This is a genomic window from Pseudocitrobacter vendiensis (assembly GCF_943590815.1).
Lineage (GTDB): Bacteria > Pseudomonadota > Gammaproteobacteria > Enterobacterales > Enterobacteriaceae > Pseudocitrobacter > Pseudocitrobacter vendiensis.
Genome location: NZ_CALSBS010000036.1, coordinates 1 through 24256, shown reverse-complemented (window position 1 = coordinate 24256; position 24256 = coordinate 1). Strand labels below are relative to the sequence as shown.

Annotated in this window: 22 protein-coding genes; 7 read left to right on the top strand and 15 right to left on the bottom strand. The window is 51.4% G+C overall.

Annotation, left to right across the window (positions count from 1 at the left end; translation table 11 throughout):
- Positions 1 to 41: 41 nt before the first annotated feature.
- From dtd to typA, 7 genes are all read right to left on the bottom strand, one after another.
- On the bottom strand, positions 42 to 479 hold the full coding sequence (gene dtd, locus NMC31_RS23275; protein WP_149464261.1) for a D-aminoacyl-tRNA deacylase: 438 nt from the start codon (positions 477 to 479) through the stop codon (positions 42 to 44).
- On the bottom strand, positions 476 to 1342 hold the full coding sequence (locus tag NMC31_RS23270; protein WP_253899233.1) for a virulence factor BrkB family protein: 867 nt from the start codon (positions 1340 to 1342) through the stop codon (positions 476 to 478). The genes dtd and NMC31_RS23270 overlap by 4 nt, the downstream gene beginning before the upstream one ends.
- Complete coding sequence (yihX, locus tag NMC31_RS23265; RefSeq protein WP_253899232.1) at positions 1336 to 1935, bottom strand: glucose-1-phosphatase; 600 nt, start codon at positions 1933 to 1935, stop codon at positions 1336 to 1338. Before yihX ends, NMC31_RS23270 begins: the two co-directional genes overlap by 7 nt.
- 131 nt (positions 1936 to 2066) lie before the next feature.
- The gene (locus tag NMC31_RS23260) at positions 2067 to 3332 is read right to left on the bottom strand and encodes an MFS transporter (RefSeq protein ID WP_149464263.1); all 1266 of its coding nucleotides are present in this window, start codon (positions 3330 to 3332) and stop codon (positions 2067 to 2069) included.
- A 104-nt stretch (positions 3333 to 3436) separates the two neighbouring features.
- Entirely contained in the window at positions 3437 to 4417 is a 981-nt protein-coding gene (locus NMC31_RS23255; protein ID WP_253899231.1) for a sugar phosphate isomerase/epimerase family protein, read from the bottom strand.
- Positions 4418 to 4424: 7 nt separating this feature from the next.
- On the bottom strand, positions 4425 to 5135 hold the full coding sequence (locus NMC31_RS23250) for a GntR family transcriptional regulator (protein WP_253899230.1): 711 nt from the start codon (positions 5133 to 5135) through the stop codon (positions 4425 to 4427).
- 221 nt (positions 5136 to 5356) lie between these two features.
- Entirely contained in the window at positions 5357 to 7180 is a 1824-nt protein-coding gene (gene typA / locus NMC31_RS23245; protein ID WP_149464266.1) for a ribosome-dependent GTPase TypA, read from the bottom strand.
- Positions 7181 to 7560: 380 nt separating this feature from the next.
- On the opposite strand from typA, the gene glnA reads away from it, so the two are divergent.
- The 3 genes from glnA to glnG all read left to right on the top strand — a co-directional run bounded on the left by glnA (position 7561) and on the right by glnG (position 11632).
- On the top strand, positions 7561 to 8970 hold the full coding sequence (glnA, locus tag NMC31_RS23240; RefSeq protein ID WP_015966560.1) for a glutamate--ammonia ligase: 1410 nt from the start codon (positions 7561 to 7563) through the stop codon (positions 8968 to 8970).
- A 193-nt stretch (positions 8971 to 9163) separates the two neighbouring features.
- Complete coding sequence (gene glnL / locus NMC31_RS23235) at positions 9164 to 10213, top strand: nitrogen regulation protein NR(II) (protein ID WP_015966561.1); 1050 nt, start codon at positions 9164 to 9166, stop codon at positions 10211 to 10213.
- Positions 10214 to 10222: 9 nt separating this feature from the next.
- Positions 10223 to 11632, top strand: a complete 1410-nt coding sequence (gene glnG / locus NMC31_RS23230; protein ID WP_253899229.1) for a nitrogen regulation protein NR(I) — start codon at positions 10223 to 10225, stop codon at positions 11630 to 11632.
- A gap of 86 nt (positions 11633 to 11718) precedes the next feature.
- Here glnG and hemN read toward each other — a convergent pair whose 3' ends face one another.
- Complete coding sequence (gene hemN, locus NMC31_RS23225; RefSeq protein ID WP_253899228.1) at positions 11719 to 13092, bottom strand: oxygen-independent coproporphyrinogen III oxidase; 1374 nt, start codon at positions 13090 to 13092, stop codon at positions 11719 to 11721.
- A 188-nt stretch (positions 13093 to 13280) separates the two neighbouring features.
- A complete protein-coding gene (gene yihI / locus NMC31_RS23220; protein ID WP_149464270.1) occupies positions 13281 to 13787 on the bottom strand; it encodes a Der GTPase-activating protein YihI in 507 nt (168 codons plus the stop codon).
- Between the two features lie 585 nt (positions 13788 to 14372).
- Between yihI and yihA the strand changes: the two genes are divergently transcribed.
- Positions 14373 to 15008: a ribosome biogenesis GTP-binding protein YihA/YsxC gene (yihA, locus tag NMC31_RS23215; RefSeq protein ID WP_149464271.1), complete on the top strand. Its 636-nt coding sequence runs from the start codon at positions 14373 to 14375 to the stop codon at positions 15006 to 15008.
- A gap of 120 nt (positions 15009 to 15128) precedes the next feature.
- Here yihA and spfP read toward each other — a convergent pair whose 3' ends face one another.
- The gene (gene spfP / locus NMC31_RS26375) at positions 15129 to 15176 is read right to left on the bottom strand and encodes a small protein SpfP (protein WP_071892919.1); all 48 of its coding nucleotides are present in this window, start codon (positions 15174 to 15176) and stop codon (positions 15129 to 15131) included.
- A gap of 165 nt (positions 15177 to 15341) precedes the next feature.
- Positions 15342 to 18134, bottom strand: coding sequence for a DNA polymerase I (gene polA / locus NMC31_RS23210; protein WP_253899227.1), 2793 nt, complete (start codon positions 18132 to 18134; stop codon positions 15342 to 15344).
- 396 nt (positions 18135 to 18530) lie between these two features.
- Here polA and yihG point away from each other — a divergent pair, with 396 nt between their 5' ends.
- On the top strand, positions 18531 to 19436 hold the full coding sequence (yihG, locus tag NMC31_RS23205) for a 1-acylglycerol-3-phosphate O-acyltransferase, YihG family (RefSeq protein WP_149464273.1): 906 nt from the start codon (positions 18531 to 18533) through the stop codon (positions 19434 to 19436).
- Positions 19437 to 19481: 45 nt separating this feature from the next.
- Here the strand turns inward: yihG and NMC31_RS23200 are convergent, their stop codons facing one another.
- The 4 genes from NMC31_RS23200 to NMC31_RS23185 form a co-directional block, all read right to left on the bottom strand.
- Positions 19482 to 20951: a DUF945 family protein gene (locus tag NMC31_RS23200; protein ID WP_253899226.1), complete on the bottom strand. Its 1470-nt coding sequence runs from the start codon at positions 20949 to 20951 to the stop codon at positions 19482 to 19484.
- Between the two features lie 159 nt (positions 20952 to 21110).
- Positions 21111 to 21734, bottom strand: a complete 624-nt coding sequence (gene dsbA / locus NMC31_RS23195; protein WP_149464275.1) for a thiol:disulfide interchange protein DsbA — start codon at positions 21732 to 21734, stop codon at positions 21111 to 21113.
- A gap of 27 nt (positions 21735 to 21761) precedes the next feature.
- Entirely contained in the window at positions 21762 to 22748 is a 987-nt protein-coding gene (locus tag NMC31_RS23190; protein ID WP_253899225.1) for a serine/threonine protein kinase, read from the bottom strand.
- 77 nt (positions 22749 to 22825) lie between these two features.
- Positions 22826 to 23095: a YihD family protein gene (locus tag NMC31_RS23185; RefSeq protein ID WP_149464277.1), complete on the bottom strand. Its 270-nt coding sequence runs from the start codon at positions 23093 to 23095 to the stop codon at positions 22826 to 22828.
- A gap of 113 nt (positions 23096 to 23208) precedes the next feature.
- Between NMC31_RS23185 and mobA the strand changes: the two genes are divergently transcribed.
- Positions 23209 to 23736 (top strand): molybdenum cofactor guanylyltransferase MobA, encoded by a 528-nt coding sequence (mobA, locus tag NMC31_RS23180; RefSeq protein WP_253899242.1) that lies wholly within the window; start codon positions 23209 to 23211, stop codon positions 23734 to 23736.
- Positions 23733 to 24239, top strand: coding sequence for a molybdopterin-guanine dinucleotide biosynthesis protein MobB (gene mobB / locus NMC31_RS23175; protein WP_149464279.1), 507 nt, complete (start codon positions 23733 to 23735; stop codon positions 24237 to 24239). Before mobA ends, mobB begins: the two co-directional genes overlap by 4 nt.
- Positions 24240 to 24256: the final 17 nt, after the last annotated feature.

The following is a 24256-nucleotide window of genomic DNA, read 5'->3' as shown; positions in this document are numbered from 1 at the left end:
AGCACTCTCTTTTGTCGCCCGTAGTCTTACTGGAAGTTGGTTCATACCTGCAACCAGAAGGTAACGGGACCATCATTGACCAGCGATACCTGCATATCGGCAGCGAATCGTCCGGTGTGGGTGTTCATCTCTTGCTGGCGGCAACGTTCAACAAAGTAGTCATACAGCGCTTCTGCTCTCTGCGGCTCTGCGCCTTTAGAGAAACTCGGACGCATGCCGCGTTCGGTATCCGCCGCCAGCGTAAACTGCGACACCACCAGCACGCTTCCCCCCGCCTGTTGCACGTTGAGATTCATCTTGCCTTCCGCATCACTGAATATGCGATAACCCAGCACGCGCTCGCACAGGCGGTTAGCTTTTTGCTCGTCGTCATCCTTTTCGACACCTAATAACACTAAAAGTCCTGGTCCGATTTCGCCCGTCACTTCATCCGCCACGGTGACGCTGGCCCGGGTTACGCGTTGAATCAATGCAATCATAGTTGTTCTGCTTCTTGTTGTTCTGTTTTAAGTTTTCGGTATTCCCCGAGAGTGACAGTTATTTCTGCCCCAAGCAAGACGATACACCAGGTCCAGTAGACCCAAACAAAAAGGATAGGCACGACGGCGAGCACGCCGTAAATCAACTGATAGGAAGGGAATGCGGTGATGTATAACGCAAAAGCTTTTTTACCGAGCTCGTAAAGCAATGCCGCCACCAGCGCGCCGATAATCGCATCGCGGTTCGGCACACGCGTCGTCGGCACCACGCTGTAGAGCAGCCAGAAGGAGATCCACGACAGCAGAAGCGGGAAGATACGTAATGCATTATCCACCGCGCTATTAAACTCACTCGCCCAACGCAGCGATAGCAGGTACGAGCTAATCGCGAGGCTAGCCCCCGCCAGCAATGGCCCAAGCGTGAGGATCATCCAGTAAATCGCAAACGAGTAGACTTTTGGCCGGACGCGTTTGCTGCGCCAGATGGTATTCAGCGCGCTATCGATGGAGTACATCAACAGCAGCGCCGTGACGATAAGCCCGCAGGCGCCGACTGCCGTCATACGGTTGGAATTGGCGACGAATTGCTCAATATAGCGCTGAATAACGTCACCGGTCGCCGGAATAAAGTTGGCAAAGATGAAGTGCCGAATCTGAACGCTGACCTCAGAAAACATTGGAAAAGCGGCGAACAGCGCGAAAACCACGGCCACCAGCGGTACCAGCGAGAGCAACGACACATAGGCCAGATTACCGGCCAGCGTCGTCATATTATCTTCGTCGATGCGCCGCCAGAGGAGCTTTCCCCACGCCACCAGTGGCCGGGTATGATGAATGGTTTTTTGATGAACGGTTTTTAACATAACTGCTTCGTAAAGTAGCGAGGTATCGTCTCTTTACCCGTTACCAGGATAGAGGTGATCCCCAATTGATTGGCTCCCTCTATATTATCGGCATTATCATCAAAAAAGACCGTATCGGCGGCAGAAAAACCTTCTGCTTCAAGCACCCGCTGGTAGATACGCGCTTCCGGTTTACGCATCCCCATCTCTTGCGACAGATAAACATGGTCCGCCGCGGCGTGAATTTCCGGGTATTCATCCGGCCAGAATGTAGTGTGCAGACGGTTGGTATTAGAGAGCACCACCACACGATGACCCTGCTCGCGCAGTTTATGCATGATCTCAATCACCTCCGGTCGCAGCGAAACAAAAATCGCCTGCCAGCCGTGGGAGAACTGCTCATAGCTCAGTGGGAGATCCATCTCATGACAAATCGCTTCGGCAAATGCTTCATCGGTGATTTCACCCCGTTCATGCTGATGGAAGGCTTCGCCCATGGTAAAACTCTGCTTGAGCGTAGCCAGCGGCACTCGGGTAAGATCGCTCCACGCCCCGAACACACGGTTGAAGTCGATATCGACAATCACATTACCTAAATCAAAGATATAGAGCATTTTCGCCTCCTTTCTCGCCGTCGAAAATTAACTGTAGCGGGAAAGGTGGGGTTTGACTATGGAGTGGACGGGATAAGTGTGAGGCATATAAGAAAAGGCCGCCAGTTTGCGCGGCCCATTTGGACGTAGAATCAAGCCTCTGCCGCCAGCATCTCTTTCTTACGCTGGCTAATGCGCTTAACCAGCATCACCGAGACCACCGCGCCGCAGAAGGCGAAGCAGGCCATGATGCCAAACACAATCTTGTAGCCGACGATCCCCGGGTTTAAATCCAGAATGTAGCCGTAGAGGCTAAAGCAGAACATCGCCGGGGCGTAACCGATGAAGCTGCCGAGCGCCATCGCGGCACCGGTCTGGTTTTCGGCGATTTTCGCTTCACCAATCGGCGCGAAGAAGACGGCACGCTGGGTAAAGACGATAGCGCCAAAGCCCAATGTACACATCATGCCGAGATAAACCGGCATGCTTTCATGCGGCAGCATAATCAGCAGAATCAGTGCCACGGTGCTGATCACAAAGGTGTAGCACAGGTATTTGCTGGGTGATTTCAGGATTTTGTCAGAAATCATGCCGCCAACCGGACCGCCGATCATTTTCAGGCAGTACTGGTTAATAATGCCATACGCGCCCACCAGCGCGACGGGCAGCATGTAGATGTTTTTCAGGAACGGAATGAAGAACGTCAGGCCGCAGTACACCGCGTACACAAAGAAGACGTTGAAGGCGATGAGCCAGATGGTTTTGTCTTTCAAAACCGACGTCATGCTGGTGTTTTTGCTGGCGTCTTCATCCTTTGTCACCTCAACCGACGGCGCCTCTTCTTTGTCATTCAGCACGAAGAAGATGATAACGCCGACGGCAATCACGATGATGGAATAGAACCAGATACCCGCCTTGAAGCCCAATAAGCCACTGCCGAACCAGGCGAAGACGGCCAGTGCGGAGAATGCGACAACGGTATCGACGATGCCGCGCCCCGTTTCAAAGAAACCAAACAAACGGCCCTGCTGTTCACTGTTACCCAGCCGGCTTACCGATTTCAGCAGTACCGGCCAGTTCATCATGTCGCAGGTGACACCAAACAGCGCCCAGACAAAGAGGATGCCCCAGTATCCCGGCATGGTCGTCAAATAAACGCCCAGTAAACCCGTCGCGATGAGCGAAAAAGACATGGTGTATTTACGCGGCAGTTTGTCGGCAAAATAGATTGAGAGGAAAAAGCCGATGGTCGTAACAAATGAGTTTACCGACATCGCATTACCTATTTGACCATTGGTCAAATGGAAATACTCCTGCATCGGAATATAGAACGCATCTTTCAGTGAAGGTAATTTATAAATCGTACCGCCACAGAGCGTTAACAGACTAAATAACGCCCATTTCTTTTTCGTGAGCATAACATCCCCTATGCGATTTTTTAAATCGCTGTCTTAAAAGGCAATAGGATACCGGCCATCCTTATAAGATGGTTTTTATTAACTGCTAATAAATTTAAAGCATATTAGTGATTTAGAAGATGCGTCGCCTCTTGTTTTATTTGTTGCAACACGCTCCGAACATAATTTATCTGATTTACCGCATCCTGCTTTTCTTTACTCAACCGAGCGTCCAGCGCACTTTTTTCAGGTAATGGTGTTTCACTCATTTCACGATAGGGGATCCACGGGTTATCACCTTCGTGCTCAAAACGAAATGCCGGAGCATAATAATCCACTTCTTCTTCCAGGCCGTAAGCCATCACCTGCGGCTCTTCGTCGCCGAGACAGATAAGGTCGGTTAACAGATCTTTGAATGGCATGTCACCCTGCCCGGAAATACAGGCTTTATGCCCCAGCCCACCGTCCTCATTGACGATCAGCGCATCTTTAATATGCACCTGGGTGATATGCGGGGACATGGTTTTTAACGCGTCCAAAGGATGTTCGTTGGCGTTAATCATGTTTGCAAAATCAAACAGTAAGGATAGAGAATCCATTCCGCTGTCTTGAATAAGCGTCGCCAACTCGTGGCTTTTCAGGTCCTCATGCTGCTCCAGGGTGAAGGTTAATCCGCTGTTCTGATACGTATCGCGAATGTACGCGATATCACGGGCAATCACCGACATCACTTGCTGCAAATGCCCTTCGTAGCGCGGATAAAAACGGACCGATGACGCGCCCGTTTTTAAGGCAATCCCGACAGCCTGGTCGATCGCTTTTTTATCAGAAGCACTGGTTTCGATATGCACATCCAGAGTGAGCTGGCGGGCTTTTTCGCCAAAGGCCGCAAGTTCGCTATCACTCATGTTTTCCAGTGAGAAGCGCTCGCCATCCAGTACGTGAATTTTGACGCCGCGTAGCTGATTCTCATAAGCAATATCCAGCAAGTCACCCGGTAATACACGTTCAAGGCGCATATTTAAATGAAATGCGTAGGCATGCAGATAAAGAGGAAGATTATCGACACGTTGTAGAATTTTTCTTGCGTTATTTATTGTGAGCATAAAACACCTACAGATTAATGATGAGGTCAACCGCCTCAAACCGCCAATATTCAATGTCTACTTGTACAATATTGCTATTCCGGTCGGCCCGGTGCTTTTCAATTAAAATAGCAGGCATACCGGCAGAGCCACCCAGATGTTTACTGATATCGCCCGGCATTCTGACGGGTTTAAACACTAATTTTTTTACAATGGTCTCTTTTTGATAGCATTTTTCCCAAACCGAGGAAAAAGAGTGGTTTTCAAGTTGATCGATAAAGCCTGGCGCCACTTCCGGATTGATATACGTTTCATGATAGAAGACTTTATGGCCTTCCAGCGCGCCCCACCCTGTTACACGATAAAGCGTCTCAGAGGGTGTCGCCGCCGTCAGAGGCAGTAGCATTTCCGGCAGGTCCGTAATCAGGCTTTTCTCCGTAAATCCCCAGGAGGGCTCTCTACCCTGCTCAATGGCCGCGCGTTGAAAGCTTGCCGACAGCTCGGGGCTGTAATTAAAACGCGGTTGCGTGACGAACCAGCCTTTACGGTCTTTGCGAAAGATTTTTGATTCCGCTTCAAGGCTCAACAATGCCTGACGCAGCGTCATACGTTTAATGCCCAGCAGCTCGCACAACTCTCTTTCAGAGGGGAGCTTTCCGCCCGGCGTGGTAATGCCATCTTTTAACCACCGATCTAACTTCTCTTTGGCATTCTCAACGGTGGACTGATTTTCCATCATTGTTTGTTTTAATCCTATTGGTTTAAACCAGATAATGCATCTTACGCTCACGGCGAAAACGAACGCAAACAGCACCGCAGAACTTTGCGGATAATTGTGACAAAGCTCTCTTAAGCAGTAGCCCCGTATTTAAAAGGGGAATAAAAAGGCCCTTGCCATGACGTGAAGGCAAAAAAAAACCTGCCATCACTGGCAGGTTTTTCATGCGTTAAAGAGGAGGATTACTCTTCTTTCGCACCGCGCATTGCGCGTTTACGGTCGTTCTCGGTCAGGTGACGTTTACGGATACGGACAGAAGTTGGGGTAACTTCTACCAGTTCGTCGTCATCGATGAACTCAAGAGCCTGTTCCAGCGTCATTTTAACCGGCGGAACCAGAACCGTTGCTTCGTCTGTACCAGACGCACGCATGTTGGTCAGTTTCTTACCGGTCAGGCAGTTTACAGTCAGGTCGTTAGAACGGCTGTGAATACCGATGATCTGGCCTTCGTACACTTCTGCACCGTGACCCAGGAACAGCTTACCGCGGTCCTGCAGGCTGAACAGTGCGAACGCAACTGCTTTACCCTGGCCGTTAGAGATCAGTACACCGTTCTGGCGCTGACCCACATCACCCGGACGGATATCGTCGTAGTGGCTGAAGGTGGAGTACAGCAGACCGGTACCGGAAGTCATGGTCATGAATTCTGAACGGAAGCCGATCAGACCACGGCTTGGGATCACGTAGTCGAGACGTACGCGGCCTTTGCCATCTGGATTCATGTTTTTCAGGTCGCCTTTACGCTCACCCAGAGCCTGCATCACAGAACCCTGATGTTGTTCTTCAACGTCCAGCGTAACGTTTTCGAACGGCTCTTGTTTACGGCCATCGATTTCGCGGAAGATAACTTTCGGACGGGAAACCGCCATTTCGAAACCTTCACGACGCATGTTTTCGATAAGAACGGACAGGTGCAGTTCACCACGACCAGACACGCGGAATGCGTCAGCATCCGGCGTTTCTTCTACGCGCAGCGCCACGTTGTGGACCAGTTCTTTGTTCAGACGATCAAGGATCTGGCGAGACGTGACGTATTTACCTTCTTTACCGCAGAACGGAGAGGTGTTTACGCAGAAGAACATAGAAACGGTCGGTTCATCAACGGACAGGGCTGGCAGCGCTTCCACATTTTGCGTGTCGCAAATGGTGTCAGAGATGTTCAGCTCACCCAGACCGGTGATAGCGATGATGTCGCCAGCTTCAGCGATGTCGCTGTCAATACGTTCCAGACCCAGGTGGGTCAGTACTTTACCGACTTTACCGTTACGGGTTTTGCCTTCGCTATCGATGATAGTGACCTGCTGGTTCGGTTTCACTTTACCGCGTTTGATACGGCCGATACCGATAACACCCACATAGCTGTTGTAGTCCAGCTGGGAGATCTGCATCTGCAGAGGACCGTCGAGATCGACGTCCGGCGCAGGAACATGGTCAACAATCGCCTGATACAGCGGGGTCATGTCTTCTGCCATGTCTTCGTGATCCAGACCCGCGATACCGTTCAGCGCAGACGCGTAAACGATCGGGAAGTCCAGCTGTTCGTCGGTCGCATCAAGGTTAACGAACAGGTCAAATACCTGGTCAACAACCCAGTCAGGACGCGCACCAGGGCGGTCAACTTTGTTGATAACAACAATAGGTTTCAGGCCATAGGCAAAGGCTTTCTTGGTCACGAAGCGCGTCTGCGGCATCGGGCCGTCAAATGCGTCAACGACCAGCAGCACGGAGTCTACCATGGACATTACACGTTCAACTTCACCACCGAAGTCGGCGTGCCCTGGGGTATCAACGATGTTGATACGGTAGTCATTCCATTTGATAGCGGTGTTTTTCGCGAGGATGGTAATCCCACGCTCTTTCTCCAAATCGTTGGAGTCCATCACACGCTCTTGAGTTTCGGCACGTGCATCAAACGTACCGGATTGCTGCAGCAGCTTATCAACCAGGGTAGTTTTACCATGGTCAACGTGCGCGATGATGGCGATGTTACGCAAATTTTCGATCACAACTTTGCCTCGGGCATTAGAAATAGCGCGTTATTGTACACGGATTAATCGCAGTACAAAACAGGATCACAAACATCCTCCGCAAACAAGTATTGCAGAGTTCCTTTGTGATCGCTTTCACGGAGCGAAAAAAGGGCACCTTAACGCAAATTGCACCAATATGGTGCTCTATGTTCACATATAAGCACTATACTGGTGCAATGACACCATCGTGGTGCAGCCCTTTTGCACTATGATGCGCATGATAGCGCCTTTTGGGGGTAATTTGAAAGTTGGCACAGATTTCGCTTTGTATATTCCAGGGCAACAACGCCACTTTTAAGAAGTGTTTGAAGACCTCGTTACCACGACGACAATGACAAATCCGGGAGATGTAAAGTATGTCCGCTGAACACGTTTTGACGATGCTGAATGAGCACGAAGTGAAGTTTGTCGATCTGCGCTTCACCGATACCAAAGGTAAAGAACAGCACGTCACTATCCCTTCCCATCAGGTTAATGCCGAATTCTTTGAAGAAGGCAAAATGTTTGACGGCTCCTCTATCGGCGGCTGGAAAGGCATTAACGAATCTGACATGGTTCTGATGCCGGACGCATCTACCGCACTCATTGACCCGTTCTACGAAGAACCGACACTTATCATCCGCTGCGATATCCTGGAACCAGGTACCCTGCAGGGCTATGACCGTGACCCGCGCTCCATCGCAAAACGCGCTGAAGAATACCTGCGCTCCACTGGCATCGCCGACACCGTACTGTTCGGGCCAGAACCAGAATTCTTCCTGTTTGACGACATCCGCTTCGGCGCATCCATTTCCGGTTCTCACGTGGCTATCGACGATATCGAAGGCGCGTGGAACTCTTCCACCAAATACGAAGGTGGTAACAAAGGTCACCGTCCGGGCGTGAAAGGCGGTTACTTCCCGGTTCCGCCGGTTGATTCCTCCCAGGACATCCGTTCTACCATGTGTATGATCATGGAAGAAATGGGCCTGGTTGTTGAAGCTCACCACCACGAAGTGGCAACGGCAGGTCAGAACGAAATTGCGACCCGCTTCAACACCATGACCAAAAAAGCGGACGAAATTCAGATCTACAAATATGTGGTTCACAACGTTGCGCACCGTTTCGGTAAAACCGCGACCTTCATGCCAAAACCGATGTTTGGCGATAACGGTTCCGGTATGCACTGCCACATGTCTCTGTCCAAGAACGGCGTAAACCTGTTCTCTGGTGACAAATACGCGGGTCTGTCTGAGCAGGCGCTGCACTACATCGGCGGTGTTATCAAACACGCGAAAGCGATCAACGCCCTGGCGAACCCGACCACCAACTCCTACAAACGTCTGGTCCCGGGTTACGAAGCGCCGGTTATGCTGGCTTACTCTGCCCGTAACCGTTCTGCTTCCATCCGTATTCCGGTTGTTACCAGCCCGAAAGCGCGTCGTATCGAAGTGCGCTTCCCGGACCCGGCAGCTAACCCGTACCTGTGCTTCGCAGCACTGCTGATGGCTGGCCTTGACGGCATCAAGAACAAAATCCATCCGGGCGAGGCGATGGACAAAAACCTGTATGACCTGCCGCCGGAAGAAGCGAAAGAGATCCCACAGGTTGCGGGTTCTCTGGAAGAAGCACTGAAAGAACTGGATCTGGACCGCGAGTTCCTGAAAGCCGGTGGTGTGTTCACTGACGAATCCATCGATGCTTACATCGCGCTGCGCCGCGAAGAAGATGACCGTGTGCGCATGACTCCGCACCCGGTAGAGTTCGAGCTGTACTACAGCGTTTAATTTAAGTTAGTCATTCTCCGCCCACTTCTTGTCGCCGCCTGGCGGCAAGAACAAGCTGAGTAAGTTGTTGCCGTGGAACGTTTAGCCCATCTCTGGATGGGCTTTTTTCTCCACAAAAACGCGTAGTTAGCGCCTTTTTCCCGTCCATCCAGCTATAATGCACTAAAACAGTGCAATCTAAGGAGACTGCTAAATGGCAACCGGCGCGCTGCCCGATGCTGGGCAGATCCTCAATTCTTTAATTAATAGCATTCTGCTGGTCGATGACGACCTGGCGGTGCATTACGCCAATCCGGCGGCGCAGCAGTTGCTGGCGCAAAGCTCGCGAAAACTGTTCGGTACGCCGTTACCGGAACTGCTGAGCTATTTCTCGCTGAATATCGGTTTGATGCAGGAGAGCCTGCAAACGGGCCAGGGCTTCACGGATAACGAAGTGACGCTGGTGATCGACGGACGCTCGCATATCCTCTCTCTGACGGCTCAGCGGCTGCCTGACGGCTTTATTTTGCTGGAGATGGCCCCGATGGATAACCAACGCCGTTTAAGCCAGGAGCAGCTACAGCACGCCCAGCAGATTGCGGCGCGTGATTTGGTCCGTGGCTTAGCCCATGAGATTAAAAACCCGCTCGGCGGCTTACGCGGCGCAGCACAGCTGTTAAGCAGAGCGCTGCCCGACCCGTCGCTCACTGAATACACCAAAATGATCATTGAGCAGGCCGACCGCCTGCGCAACCTGGTCGACCGTCTACTGGGGCCGCAACAGCCGGGCATGCACGTGACCGAAAGCATCCACAAAGTAGCCGAACGCGTCTTTTCGCTGGTGTCGATGGAGCTGCCGGATAACGTGCGACTGGTACGTGATTACGATCCGAGTTTGCCGGAGTTACCGCACGATCCCGACCAGATTGAACAAGTTTTGCTGAATATTGTACGCAATGCGTTGCAGGCGTTAGGGCCAGAGGGCGGCGAAATCATTCTGCGTACCCGCACCGCGTTCCAGCTGACGCTACACGGCGAGCGCTATCGCCTGGCGGCACGCATTGACGTTGAAGATAACGGGCCGGGCATTCCGTCCCATTTACAGGACACGCTGTTCTATCCGATGGTAAGTGGCCGCGAAGGCGGTACCGGGCTGGGTTTATCCATCGCCCGCAGCCTGATCGATCAGCATTCCGGAAAAATTGAATTTACCAGTTGGCCAGGCCATACCGAGTTCTCGGTTTACCTGCCAATTCGAAAATAAGGTGTGTTTATGCAACGAGGGATAGTCTGGGTCGTAGATGACGATAGCTCCATCCGTTGGGTGCTTGAACGCGCACTCACCGGGGCGGGCTTAAGCTGTACCACATTTGAAAGCGGCAATGAGGTGCTGGATGCGCTCACCACCAAAACGCCGGACGTGCTGCTGTCGGACATCCGTATGCCGGGCATGGATGGCCTTGCGCTGCTCAAACAGATTAAACAGCGTCACCCGATGCTTCCGGTCATCATAATGACCGCCCATTCAGATCTGGATGCGGCGGTCAGCGCTTATCAACAGGGTGCATTCGATTACCTGCCCAAACCGTTCGATATCGATGAGGCGGTAGCGCTGGTTGAACGTGCCATCAGCCACTATCAGGAACAGCAGCAGCCGCGAGATGTGCCCGCGTTCGGGCCTACCGCCGATATCATCGGCGAAGCGCCGGCGATGCAGGACGTCTTTCGCATTATCGGGCGACTCTCCCGGTCATCAATAAGCGTGCTGATTAACGGCGAATCCGGTACCGGTAAAGAGCTCGTCGCGCATGCGCTGCATCGCCACAGCCCACGCGCGAAAGCGCCGTTTATTGCCCTGAACATGGCGGCGATACCGAAAGATTTGATTGAATCCGAACTCTTTGGCCACGAGAAAGGCGCGTTCACCGGTGCTAATACCGTGCGTCAGGGGCGTTTTGAGCAGGCAGACGGCGGCACGCTGTTTCTCGATGAAATTGGCGACATGCCCAACGATGTACAGACCCGTTTGCTGCGCGTGCTGGCCGACGGGCAGTTTTACCGCGTCGGCGGCTATGCGCCGGTGAAAGTGGATGTGCGTATCATTGCAGCGACTCACCAGAACCTGGAGCTGCGCGTGCAGGAGGGGAAATTTCGTGAGGATTTATTCCACCGCCTGAACGTGATCCGCGTGCATCTGCCGCCGCTGCGCGAGCGTCGCGAGGACATTCCACGTCTGGCGCGCCACTTCCTGCAAATTGCTGCACGCGAGCTCGGCGTAGAAGTGAAACTGCTGCACCCGGAAACCGAAGCGGCGTTAACGCGTCTGGCGTGGCCAGGCAACGTGCGCCAGCTGGAAAACACCTGCCGCTGGCTGACGGTAATGGCAGCAGGCCAGGAAGTATTGATTCAGGATCTGCCAGGCGAACTGTTTGAAACCACCGTTCCAGATGGCACAACCCACACGCAGCCTGATAACTGGGCGACGCTGCTGGCGCAATGGGCCGATCGTGCCCTGCGTTCCGGTCATCAAAACCTGTTATCGGAAGCGCAGCCAGAAATGGAGCGTACGCTGCTGACAACCGCGCTGCGTCATACTCAGGGGCATAAACAGGAAGCCGCACGTTTGCTGGGTTGGGGGCGTAATACCCTGACGCGCAAGCTGAAAGAGCTGGGAATGGAGTAGCACAGCGTTGCGCCGGATGGCGCTTATAGCTTATCGGGCCTACAAACAACGAGCCGTTGTAGGCCCGGTTGCTACCGGGCGCTTGTTTAAATCACGCGTGAGAACTGCTGCATCCGCGCTTTCTGGCGCAGATAAGCATCGAAGCACATGCAGATATTACGAATCAACAGACGACCTTTTGGCGTCACCTGAATCCCCTTTTCATCCACATCCACCAGCCCGTCTTTCGCCAGCGGCGCCAGCAGTTTTAAATCTTCCGCGAAATAGTCGTCAAAATTCAGGTCCCACTGCTGCTCAACAGCGGCAAACTCCAGGCGGAAATTACAAATCAGTGCCTTAATCACGTCGCGACGAATGCAGTCATCGCGCGTTAAGGCAATCCCGCGCCACAGCGCATCACCGCGATCATCAACCTGCTGATAATAAAGCTTCAGCTCTTTCTGGTTCTGCGCGTAACAGTCGCCAATCATACTGATGGCGGATACGCCCATGCCAAGCAGGTCGGTATCGCCCTGCGTGGTATAACCCTGGAAGTTACGATGCAGCACGCCTTCACGCTGAGCAACAGCCAGCTCGTTGTCCGGGCGGGCGAAGTGATCCATGCCAATAAACTGGTAACCGGCATCAGTGAGCGATGAGATGGTTTCCTGAAGGATATCCAGCTTCTGCTGGGCTGTCGGTAAATCTGCATCTTTAATTTTACGCTGCGCGGCAAACAGGGTTGGCAGATGCGCGTAGTTGAATACGCTCAGGCGATCCGGGTTCAGTTCCGCCACGCGTTTAAGCGTAAAGGCAAAGCTTTCCGGCGTCTGTTTTGGCAGGCCATAGATCAGGTCGATGTTGGTTGAGGTAAAACCGATCTCGCGTGCGTGATTCAGCAACGCGAAGATAAATTCCTCATCCTGCTCGCGGTTTACCAGGCGCTGAACTTCTTTGTTGAAGTCCTGCACGCCCATGCTCAGGCGGTTAAAGCCTTCGGCGCGCAGATGGTCGATCACGTCCAGCTCGATTTCACGAGGATCAACTTCAATGGAGATCTCGGCGTCGGCGGTAAAGTGGAAGTTCTCGCGCAGCAGCGTCATCAGGCGCGTAATTTGCGCTTTATTCAGATAGGTTGGCGTGCCGCCGCCCCAGTGCAACTGGGTGACATTACGTTGGGTGAACAACGGTGCGCGGTGGCGAATTTCCTGCTCCAGCGCGTCGAGATACTGGTCGGCTTTATGCTGCTGACGCGTGACAATTTTATTGCAGCCACAGAAATAGCAGAGCTTATGGCAGAACGGGATGTGCACGTACAGCGACAGCGGCCGCTCGGGATAACGCGCAACCGCATTCAGAAACTCGCTCTCGCCAAACGCGTCGGAAAATTCCAGCGCGGTGGGATACGAAGTGTAACGTGGCCCGGAATAGTTATATTTCTGGATCAGGGCCAGATCCCAGTCGATTAACTGCACAGACATGCTTACTCCTTCCAGTGACGTCGCTAACGACGACGGCGTGCCGGCCTGGCTCCTTGTTGAGCCATTAGCCGGTTGCGCAGCCGTTTTTGACGCCGCGACAACCGTTGTAGTTTAACGAATAACCACACCAGATAACATATAACCAGAAGGGTTATAAGCAGGACCGGGAAACCGACTGCGTGCAAACGTTAGTTTCCGCCCTTGAGCAGACGCATCATATCTTCCTTGCCCTCGTCTTCCTCTTCTTCTTCGTCATCGTCATAGGAGAGGCCAAGCTGCTGCATCAGCTCGTCGATACGATCCAGTTTGGCATCGACCCAGCTTTGCTCTTCAGCATTCAGTTTTCCGCCTTCTTCCAGGCGTTCCAGCAGCGCATCCAAACGCTCATCCGTTTCTAACTGCTCCAGCTCAGCCTGCGGTGAAAGCATAGGTTTCTCGCTTTTTGGTTTTTGCTGACGAGGGGTTGTCTGCGCAGCGGTTACGCCCAGCTGAACAGGTTTTTTACTGCCAATACGGGGATCTTTTTCCTGACCTTTTTGGCCCGCGCGTCCAGATTCACCGCCGCTACTTGCACGGCTGCCCGGCGTATGGCCACGATGTTTCTTCTGGCGCTTACGTTCGCGCGCTTCCTGGTCCAGTTCTTCGCGGGTTTTGCGGCGTGTTTTGGCACGCGGTGCAGATGTGGGTTTTTTCATGGTGTCGTCTTATGGCCGTTTTATTCAGTATAGAATTGAGGCGGAATCTAGCAGAATACCAACAAAGAAAAAAGGCGACAGAGTAATCTGTCGCCTTTTTCCTGACTCTCCACCCTCAACGGGCGCTACATTCCATGTTAGCTACCGACACACCCTGTCTTTCCTTTAGCCTGGAACAATCCCTGTACGATTCCATTTCCTTTCTCTACGTCTCCGGACGTTTGTCATCCTGACAATCCTAAGTCTTCGCCTCCTGGCGCTCCTGACCCTCATCCTGAGTTAGAAATCCTTCCGGCGTCCTCGCCAATGAGTGATACTTTACCTTGTTGAGCTAAACTAACAAGCAGCGAAACGGCACATAAATATAAAATCAGAGTTTTCCCCAACATTAACTCTATGATTTATCTATTTTTACCGATTTTTTCTTCTCAAACTTCTCTGAAATTTCGCATAGGGTTTATGGGCAATATCTCACAAACTGTAGGGGTTTTGCTTACATCCAGTAGACTCGCTGAGGAAAATCAGCCTTTTTTTGCCGATCGGGTATAATCGCCAGCATTGCCTGATTTAACGGAGACGACCGTTTTGACTAACTTGAATTACCAACTGACGCATTTTGTGACCAGTGCGCCAGATATCCGCCACTTACCTTCCGATACCGGCATCGAAGTGGCTTTTGCAGGTCGCTCCAACGCCGGGAAATCCAGCGCGCTGAATACGCTGACCAACCAAAAAAGTCTGGCTCGTACGTCAAAGACGCCGGGTCGTACACAGTTGATTAACCTGTTTGAAGTGGCTGACGGTAAACGTCTGGTCGACTTACCGGGCTACGGTTACGCCGAAGTACCGGAAGAGATGAAAATTAAATGGCAGCGTGCGCTGGGTGAATACCTGGAAAAACGCCTGTGTCTGAAAGGGATTGTTATCCTGATGGACATCCGCCATCCACTGAAAGATCTTGATCAGCAGATGATTCAGTGGGCCGTAGACAGTGAAATTGAAGTGCTGGTATTGCTGACCAAAGCCGATAAGCTCGCCAGCGGTGCGCGCAAAGCGCAGGTCAACATGGTGCGCGAAGCCGTGCTCGCCTTTAACGGTGACGTGCAGGTTGAAGCGTTTTCATCGCTGAAAAAGCAGGGTGTGGATAAGCTGCGTCAGAAACTGGACACCTGGTACAGTGAGATCCCGCCGGAAGTGGCGGCTGAAGAAGCCGAAGAGTAATCATTCTGTCGTCGGGCGCGGTTGCCCGACCCGGGTTTCACGCAAAGCTGCCATCCGGCGGCTTTTCTTTCGCCCAATAAAAAACGCCCCGGTCATTACTGACCGGGGCGGCTAAAATATTCAGCCAAATCCGATTACGTGAAGTAAAAGGTCTGAAAGATAGAACATCTTACCTCTGTACCCTACGCGACTAACTCTACTCTTTTTTTTTGGTCACAGAAAGCACTTTTTGTAGTTTTTTTTCACTTATTACATAGCGAATTCTAATGTTCATCACAAAACGCTATAAGTTATGTTGCTTACTTACCAAAAAAGCGCTTGGTCACCGAAAGCTTAGTGCGCCTGATCCCAGTTTTCGCCGCTGCCCACTTCCACCAGCAATGGCACATCCAGTTGGGTACTGTTTTCCATCAGTTCGTGAATTTTCTTCGACACGGTGTCCACGTCATCTTTATGCACTTCAAACACCAGTTCATCGTGCACCTGCATGATCATGCGCACGCGCGGTTTTTCACTCTCAAGCCAGGCATCCACAGCAATCATCGCTCGCTTAATGATATCTGCGGCAGTGCCCTGCATGGGAGCGTTGATCGCGGCACGTTCAGCCCCGGCACGACGCGCGCCGTTGCTGGATTTGATGTCCGGGAGATAAAGACGACGGCCATCCAGCGTTTCAACGTAACCCTGCTCTTTCGCCTGTGCGCGGGTGCGCTCCATATATTCCATGACACCAGGGTAACGCTCGAAGTAGAGATCCATATACTTCTGCGACTCTTTACGTGGAATGTTGAGCTGGCGGGAGAGGCCAAAAGCACTCATGCCGTAGATTAAACCAAAGTTAATCGCCTTCGCGCTGCGACGCTGTTCGCTGCTGACACTCTCTAACGACAAACCAAAAACTTCCGCCGCCGTCGCGCGGTGGATATCTTTCCCTTCCGCAAACGCAGTCAGCAGGCCCTTATCACGCGACAGGTGCGCCATAATACGCAGTTCGATTTGTGAGTAGTCCGCAGAAACAATCACGTAATCTTTCGGCGCAATAAACGCCTGACGAATACGACGCCCTTCATCATTACGTACCGGAATGTTTTGCAGGTTCGGATCCGTTGAGGAGAGACGTCCCGTTGCGGTGACAGCCTGATGATAAGAGGTGTGCACGCGCCCGGTTTTCGGGTTGATCATCAACGGTAGCTTGTCGGTATAGGTAGATTTCAGTTTCGCCAGGCCACGATACTCAAGAATGACTTTTGGCAGTGGATAATCCAGCGCCAGCTCTTCCAGCACTTCTTCCGACGTAGACGGTGCGCCGCCAGGGGTTTTCTTCAGCGGCTTAATACCCTGTTTTTCAAACAGAATGGTTTGCAACTGTTTTGGCGAGGAGAGATTAAACTCTTCACCAGCGACCTCAAAGGCTTTCTGCTCCAGCTCCACCAGCCGTTTCGCAATCTCCTGCGAATGCGCATGCAGAACTGCCGGGTCGATCTTCACACCATTGCGTTCCACGCGCGACAGTACCGGCACCAGCGGCATCTCGATATTTTCGAAGACGCTCAGCGGCCCTTTTTCCTTCTGCAGCTTCGGCCACATTTTCAGATGCAGTTGCAGCGTGACGTCGGCGTCTTCCGCCGCATAGCGGCCCGCTTCTTCCAGTGCGATCTGGTTGAAGGTCAGTTGCTTCTTACCTTTACCGGCAATCTCTTCAAAGGTGATGGTTTTATGCTTCAACCAGCGATCAGAAAGGCTGTCCATGTCATGGCGGCCCGCCACGCTATCCAGCGTGTAGGATTCCAGCATGGTGTCATAGGCAATCCCGCGCAGTTCAATGCCGTAGTTAGCGAGGATCCCGCGGTCATATTTCAGGTTCTGCCCAACCTTCAGGCATTTTTCATCTTCCAGCAGCGGCTTGAGCAGTTCCAGCGCGCGTTCGCGGGAAATCTGTTCTGGCGCGTCAAGATAATCGTGCGCCACTGGCACATATGCGGCAACACCGGGTTCGGTTGCAAACGACAGGCCGACCATATTGGCAGAGACATTATCGAGGCTGTCCGTTTCCGTATCGAAAGCAAACAACGGCGCTTTTTTCAGCTTCTCAATCCAGTCGAGCAGGGTCGCCTCGTCCAGGATCGTGACGTAGTTATCGGCGCTCAGGGTGGCGGTGGTTTCGACTTCATCTTCCACCACGATGGTTTCCGCAGGTTTGGCAGCGGATTTTGTCGGCTTCGCGCCTTTCGCCTGCAACCATTTACCGGACTCAACATCGGTTATCCAGCGTTTGAATTCGTACTTTTTGAACAACCCCAACAGTTCTTCCGCCGCTGGCGGCTGCACTTCCAGCTGTTCGCAGGTCAGTTCCAGCTCAACATCGGTTTTGATGGTCGCGAGTTTATAGGAGAGATACGCCACCTCTTTGTTCTGCTCGAGCTTCGCGGCCATGGTTTTCGCGCCACGGAAGCTCAGCCCGGCAATTTTATCCGATTCGGCATACAGAGTATCGAGCCCACCCAGCCCCTGCAGCAGCGCCTGCGCGGTTTTTTCGCCCACCCCCGGCACGCCCGGAATGTTATCCGAGGAGTCGCCCATCAGCGCGAGGAAGTCGATGATGAGCTCTGGCGGCACACCGTACTTGGTCACCACTTCTTCCGGGCCAAGAATGGTGTTGGTCATGGTGTTAATCAGGGTGATACCCGGCGTAACCAATTGCGCCATATCTTTATCGCCGGTGCTGATCAACACCGGGCGCCCCGCCGCTTCCGCTTCGCGCGCCAGCGTGCCGATCACGTCATCCGCTTCAACACCCGATACAGCCATCAGCGGAAGCCCCATGGCTTTCACCATCGCGTGCAGCGGCTCGATCTGCGCACGCAAATCGTCAGGCATCGGTGGACGGTGAGATTTGTAATCCTCAAACAGTTCGTCACGGAAGGTTTTACCCTTCGCATCAAACACCACAACCGCATGCGTCGGCTGATATTGCAGCAACAGGCTGCGCAGCATATTCAGCACGCCATACATCGCGCCAGTCGGTTCGCCTGCGCCGTTGGTCAGCGGTGGGAAAGCATGATACGCCCTGTAAAGATACGAGGAGCCATCAACGAGGATAAGGGGATTTTCGGGGATCTGAACCATAATTTCCGTGCCTGTTTATCAGATTATGGTTAAAGCATGCCACAGACAGCATGAAAACATGAGTTTTTCGCCCCATTTACGCGAAAAGATTTGCAGATCTTCTGGATCACTCGCAAATCAAAACTGTGGATAACTTTGTGTATAGTTTTATTATGCTAATAACATGTGATCATTCTCGTTTATATAATCCATAAATATATTATATTTTTCATATAGTTACACATAGATCGCCAACTCAAAATAAGATGTGGTGACAATTTATCCTGTGTGGATATAAGCAGAGGTTATTTTTCTGTTCTGGTAAGACCCGTCATTGGGTGTGTTTTCTGATAAAATCAGCCCCTTGTGCGTTTTGCCTGCGCGCGTTAAATGACTAACTATCTGAATAAACTAATTATGTCGAGATTGCTCGCGGCGATAACGCTTCCCATAAGTATCGCGCTTACTATTTTACTGACCATATTGTGTTCCGTGCCGATCATCATCGCCGGGCTTGTTAAGCTCATTTTGCCCATTCCGGCAATCTGGCGCTCCGTCTCCGTTTTTTGCAATTTTATGATGTACTGCTGGTGTGAAGGCCTGGCGGCGCTGCTGCATCTCAACCCACATCTGAAGTGGGAAATTCAGGGTCTGGAGAAGCTGAACAAAAAGAACTGGTATTTACTTATCTGCAATCACCACAGTTGGGCCGACATCGTGGTGCTGTGCGTGATTTTCCGTAAGCACATTCCAATGAATAAGTATTTCCTGAAGCAGCAACTGGCCTGGGTTCCCTTTATCGGTCTGGCCTGCTGGGCGCTGGATATGCCGTTTATGCGTCGCTACTCGCATAGCTATCTCATCCGCCATCCGGAGCGTCGCGGAAAAGATGTTGAAACGACGCGCCGCTCCTGCGAGAAGTTTCGCACGCATCCCACCACTATTGTGAATTTTGTCGAAGGCTCACGCTTTACCGAAGAGAAACGCCGCCAGACCCGCTCGCCGTATAAAAATCTGCTGCCGCCGAAAGCCGCTGGCATTGCGATGGCGCTGAGCGTGCTGGGTGCGCAGTTCGATAAGTTGCTTGATGTGACGTTGTGTTACCCGGAAAACAACGACAGCCCCTTCTTTGACATGCTAAGTGGGAAGCTAACGCGCATTGTGGTACGCGTGAATCTGCTGCCGGTGGCCGAAGAGTTACACGGTGATTATGTCTCAGATAAGAACTTCAAGCGCCGTTTCCAGCAGTGGCTGAACTCACTGTGGGAAGAAAAAGATACATTGCTGACGTCTCTCATTACGCCGCATTCACAGAAGAAATAATACCTATATCTCGCCTCCTGAATGGCAGGAGGCGAGATTATCAACTTATGGCAGGAAACGACCTCCCCGCGCCATAAACTCTTCCGCCGTCATCTCTTTGCCGTTAAAGACAACTTTTCCCTGCTGATATTCAAAATCAAGCTTCGCCGCTTTATCGTCCACGCTGATAAGATCCATCATTTTACCAACCGTAATGGCATTTTTAACGTCTTTCTCAGCCTGTTTTTGTGCGGCAGCGTCATCCTTACCCTCCGCCAGCTTTATTTGCTTAGCGGTGTAGGTGAAAACATCCAGAGGCAGCATGACGTTGGCCGTCATGGCTTTAACATTCTGGTCTACGGATTCGGTTAAGGTTCCTGGCGTGAATTTTGCTTTGACCGGATCGGCAATGGCGATATTAATATTAGCCGTCATTTCCCCTTTTTCATTTTTCCAGCTAATCGGGAATTTAATGACTGGCTCGCTTTTCTGGATGTTGGCGATGTACTTCATGAGCAGTTTCAAACTGATCTCACCCATCGCGTCTTCATCTTCACCCAGCGCAGGATTGGCCACGATAGCCTTACTCAGTTCCGCGTTGTAATTAGTGAACAACTCGCGAATCGCAACAGGATCGAGATTCTCTAAGACCAGGGCAATTTTACCGCTTCCCAGATTCTGATTTTCACGCGTCAAATCTTTGATGCCATATTCCTGGGTATAGTTAATGTGTTTTTTATCACTGGATAATGCCAAAGCGCCGGTTCCGGTGAGGGCATTAATCTGTATTAAATCTTTGCCCCTGGAGTTTACTCGTATATTATTCAGTGATACATCTGCATGGCCAACAGTGATATTATCATCAACCTTATTAGCCGTTGACGTAACAGTCATTGAATCTGAATAAAGTTTTACATCATTATTATCCTGGCTAATAACAATGTTTTTTAACTGCCCATTAATCTGTGCATCCGTGAGCAGTGAGTTTTCGCCTGAGACATTAAATTCACCCCCTTCAAACGCAAATGTGGTTTTGGTATCGGAATAAGAGGCTGGCGCCACTACAATCTGGGTCGCGATAGTTTTATCATAACTTGCACGAATATTTGCATCGATTGGCGAGCGCCCTTTTGCCGCATCAAAAAGCGGTTTGGTCATTTCACCGTTAACCAGCGACACGTTCATCGCCGCCATTGCAGGAGCAAAACTGCCTTTCGCCAGCGAGGAAAGTGGGAAAGGGCCATGATCAACATCGACATTAAACGCAATGTTCTGCCCGGCTTTAATGCCGCTAGCCTCTATGCCATGTTCAAACGTCAGCACCACCTGAAAATGAGAACTCAGTAAGCCACCAGAAAAATCCTTGTAGCTTAATGTCATCCCCATTTGTGAGGATTTCGCTTTACTGGCCTGATTAAAAGAAGAAACAAAATCGGTAACTTTCGGTTCGATCTGTTTACCGGTATACCATGCGCTACCTATCCAACACACACCCAAAGCAACCACTACGCCCGCCGCTACGACACTCTTTTTCATGACAATCATCCCTAATAAATATGTTGGGTTATTATATAAAAGAATATCTGGAGCCTGTATATTTGTTAGGCTTAAAAGCGAATTATCAGAATGTGTTTATCCGGAAGATATAAAAAAGGCCCGCAATAATTTGCGAGCCTTATATATTATTTATTAAACTTATTTTTTCTCAATAAGTTGTTTTACGGTATCAGCATACTGCTGAACAAAGATTTCCATGTTGCTGGCATCCATACCCTGCGGATTCAGCTGATATTTGCCGTTAACAAACATCGCCGGAACACCCTGCAGTTGCAGGTCAGCGGCCGCTTTTTCCTGCTGTGCTACCAGGGATTTCACCACAAAGCTATTCCATGCGGCATCATATTCTTCACCTTTTACGCCTGCATCGACGAAGACCTTACGGATATCGGCAACGTTCTGGACAGTCTGTGTTTTCTGAATGGCTTCGAACATCGGCGCAGTAATTTTATCTTCCACACCCAGTGCCATTGCAACCGCCCACGCCTGAGTCAGATCTTTGCCCAACGGGCCCAGGAACTCAACGTGGTATTTGGTCATTTTGGTGCCTTCCGGCAGTTTCTGTTTCACGGTATCGGAAACATGCAGCACTTCTTCAAACTGATAGCAGTGCGGGCAATAGAACGAGAAGAACTCCAGTACCTGCGGCTCGCCGGCAACCGGTTTATCGAGGGTGGTGTATTGTTTGCCATCGGTGATCTGAGCAGCGGAAGCGCTGAATGCCAGAATCATACCTGCCAGCGCAAGCCAAATTTTTTTCATAACGAATTCTCTCCTGAATATGTCAAATTAATACATTGGCGTTAACTGAAGAGGGGGCTCCTGAAGAACCTTCACCTGCTCAATAAATATCGAAATCTGCCGCAGCCAGAAATCTTCCCCGGTAAGCCAGGGGAAATTCTGAGGAAACGCAGGGTCATCCCAGCGCCTGATAATCCACGCAAGATAATAAACCAATCGCATCGCGCGTAAAGGCTCAATGAGTGCCAGTTCATCCAGATTGAAATTGCTGAACTCCTCGTAGGCTTCAACAATCATCTCCATCTGCATCCGCTGCTCGGCACAATCGCCATTCAGCAACATCCACAGATCCTGTACCGCAGGGCCGGTGCGCGCATCATCCAAATCAACAAACAGCGGCCCGTCACGCCAGAGAATATTCCCGGCATGGCAATCACCGTGCAGGCGCAGCGTGTTAAAGCGGCCATGCCACTGTGCCATCACAGCATCAATGAGATCGTCGGTCGCTTTCAGAAAACGTTCTTTCAACGCGGCGGGAACCAGAGCGGAATGTTCAAAAACGGCGCGCGGCTCAATAAGATACTCTTTCACGCCAATTTCCGGACGGGCTACAAAGCGCGACTTACGGCCGGTTTGGTGCAAACGCCCCAGATAACGCCCAACCCACTCCATTTGATCCAGATTATCAGATTCAAACTGGCGGCCTCCCAGACTTGGGAATACGGCGAAATAGAACCCCTGATGGGTCAGCAGCGTTTTGTTGTTGAAAGTGATAGGCGCGGCAACAGGCACTTCATCATTAAGAAGTTCCTGGGCGAAGCGATGTTCTTCCAGAATTTGGTCAGCCGACCAGCGTTCGGGGCGATAGAACTTCACCACCATACGGCGGCGATCTTCATCCTGAAATTGATAAACCCGGTTTTCATAGCTGTTTAACGGGGTAAGGCCAGAATCCACCCGAATACCCTGATCGAATAACGCATCGATAATGGTATCCGGGTGCAATGTCTGAAAAGTGAAAGCCTTGTCGTTCATCCTGCCAATCCGACTAACTATACGAATAGTTCAGGATATCATTTCGTAGCGCTTTCAGCGGCTGTGCTTACAACCTTTTACTCTTTAATCACACCGCGTGCGCGTAACAGCGCGGTTTTAAAATCTTCTTCGTAATCTTTCTGGATACCCGGAATCACGGCATCTTTCGCCGAGTCACGCATTTTCAGGTGATAGATCAGAATATCATCCGTTAAATCTGCCAGTTCCCCCTCAAAACCTGACTCCTTCGCCAGTTTCTGCAAAAATTGCATCAGGTTCAGTTCCGGCTCTTTCTGCCAGGCTGGCTGGAGGAGTTCAATAACTTCATTCAGACGTTTACATTTCATGGTCGTGCTCCTTACTCTTGATTAACACACGGTAGCAGGGTCAAACCCACAATAAAAGAGGCGATATAGTGAATATAAAGGGCGTCGTGCTGGCGGGTGGTAAAGCATCACGAATGGGTGGACAGGATAAGGGATTAATGACGCTGCACGGGAAACCGCTGTGGAAACATGTGGCGGATCGTTTACAGCCGCAGGTGAAGACTGTGACGATCAGCGCTAATCGCAATATTTCGGTGTATCTGGCCAGTGGTTTTCCCGTTTATCAGGATACGCTTGCCGATTTTCCGGGGCCACTTGCCGGAATGGCTTCTGTCATCAGGCAAGCTGAGGGCGAGTGGTTCCTGTTCTGCCCGTGTGATACGCCGTTTATTCCTGCCCATCTGGCGGAGCGTCTACAATCTCAGCGTACTGAAGCGCCAGTGGTGTGGGTTCATGATGGCGACCGCGATCATCCGGCAATAGCACTGGTTCATCGCCGGGTCGCTGCAGATATTGAAGCCTATCTTGCACGTGGCGATCGCCGGGTGATGGTCTTTATGCGTGAAGCTGGTGGGCATGCAGTGGATTTTAGCGATTGCCGGGAAGCCTTCAGTAACGTGAATACGCTGGATGATTTGGCGTGGTTTGAGGCGCACTCATGATTCCCTTATTAGCGATAGCGGCATGGAGCGGGACCGGTAAAACAACGTTGCTTAAGCAGTTGATCCCAGCGCTATGTCAGCGCGGGATACGACCGGGCCTTATAAAGCATACGCACCATAATATGGATGTGGATAAGCCGGGTAAGGATAGCTATGAACTGCGTAAAGCAGGCGCAACACAAACGCTGGTTGCCAGTAAACAGCGCTGGGCGCTGATGACGGAGACACCAGAGGAAGAGGAGTTGGATCTCGTATTCCTGGCCAGCAGAATGGATGCATCAAAGCTGGATGTAATTCTGGTGGAGGGATTTAAGCATGAAGAAATCGCGAAAATTGTGCTGTTTCGCAAGGATGCCGGGCATAAGCCGCAAGAGCTGGTGATCGATCAGCATGTTATCGCTGTGGCCAGTGATATTTCTCTCAGGGTGAATGTGCCGTTATTGGATATCAATGACGTTGAGGGAATTGCGGATTTTGTGGTGCGTTGGATGCGAATGTTGTGAGTTGTGCGCGCGGTGTT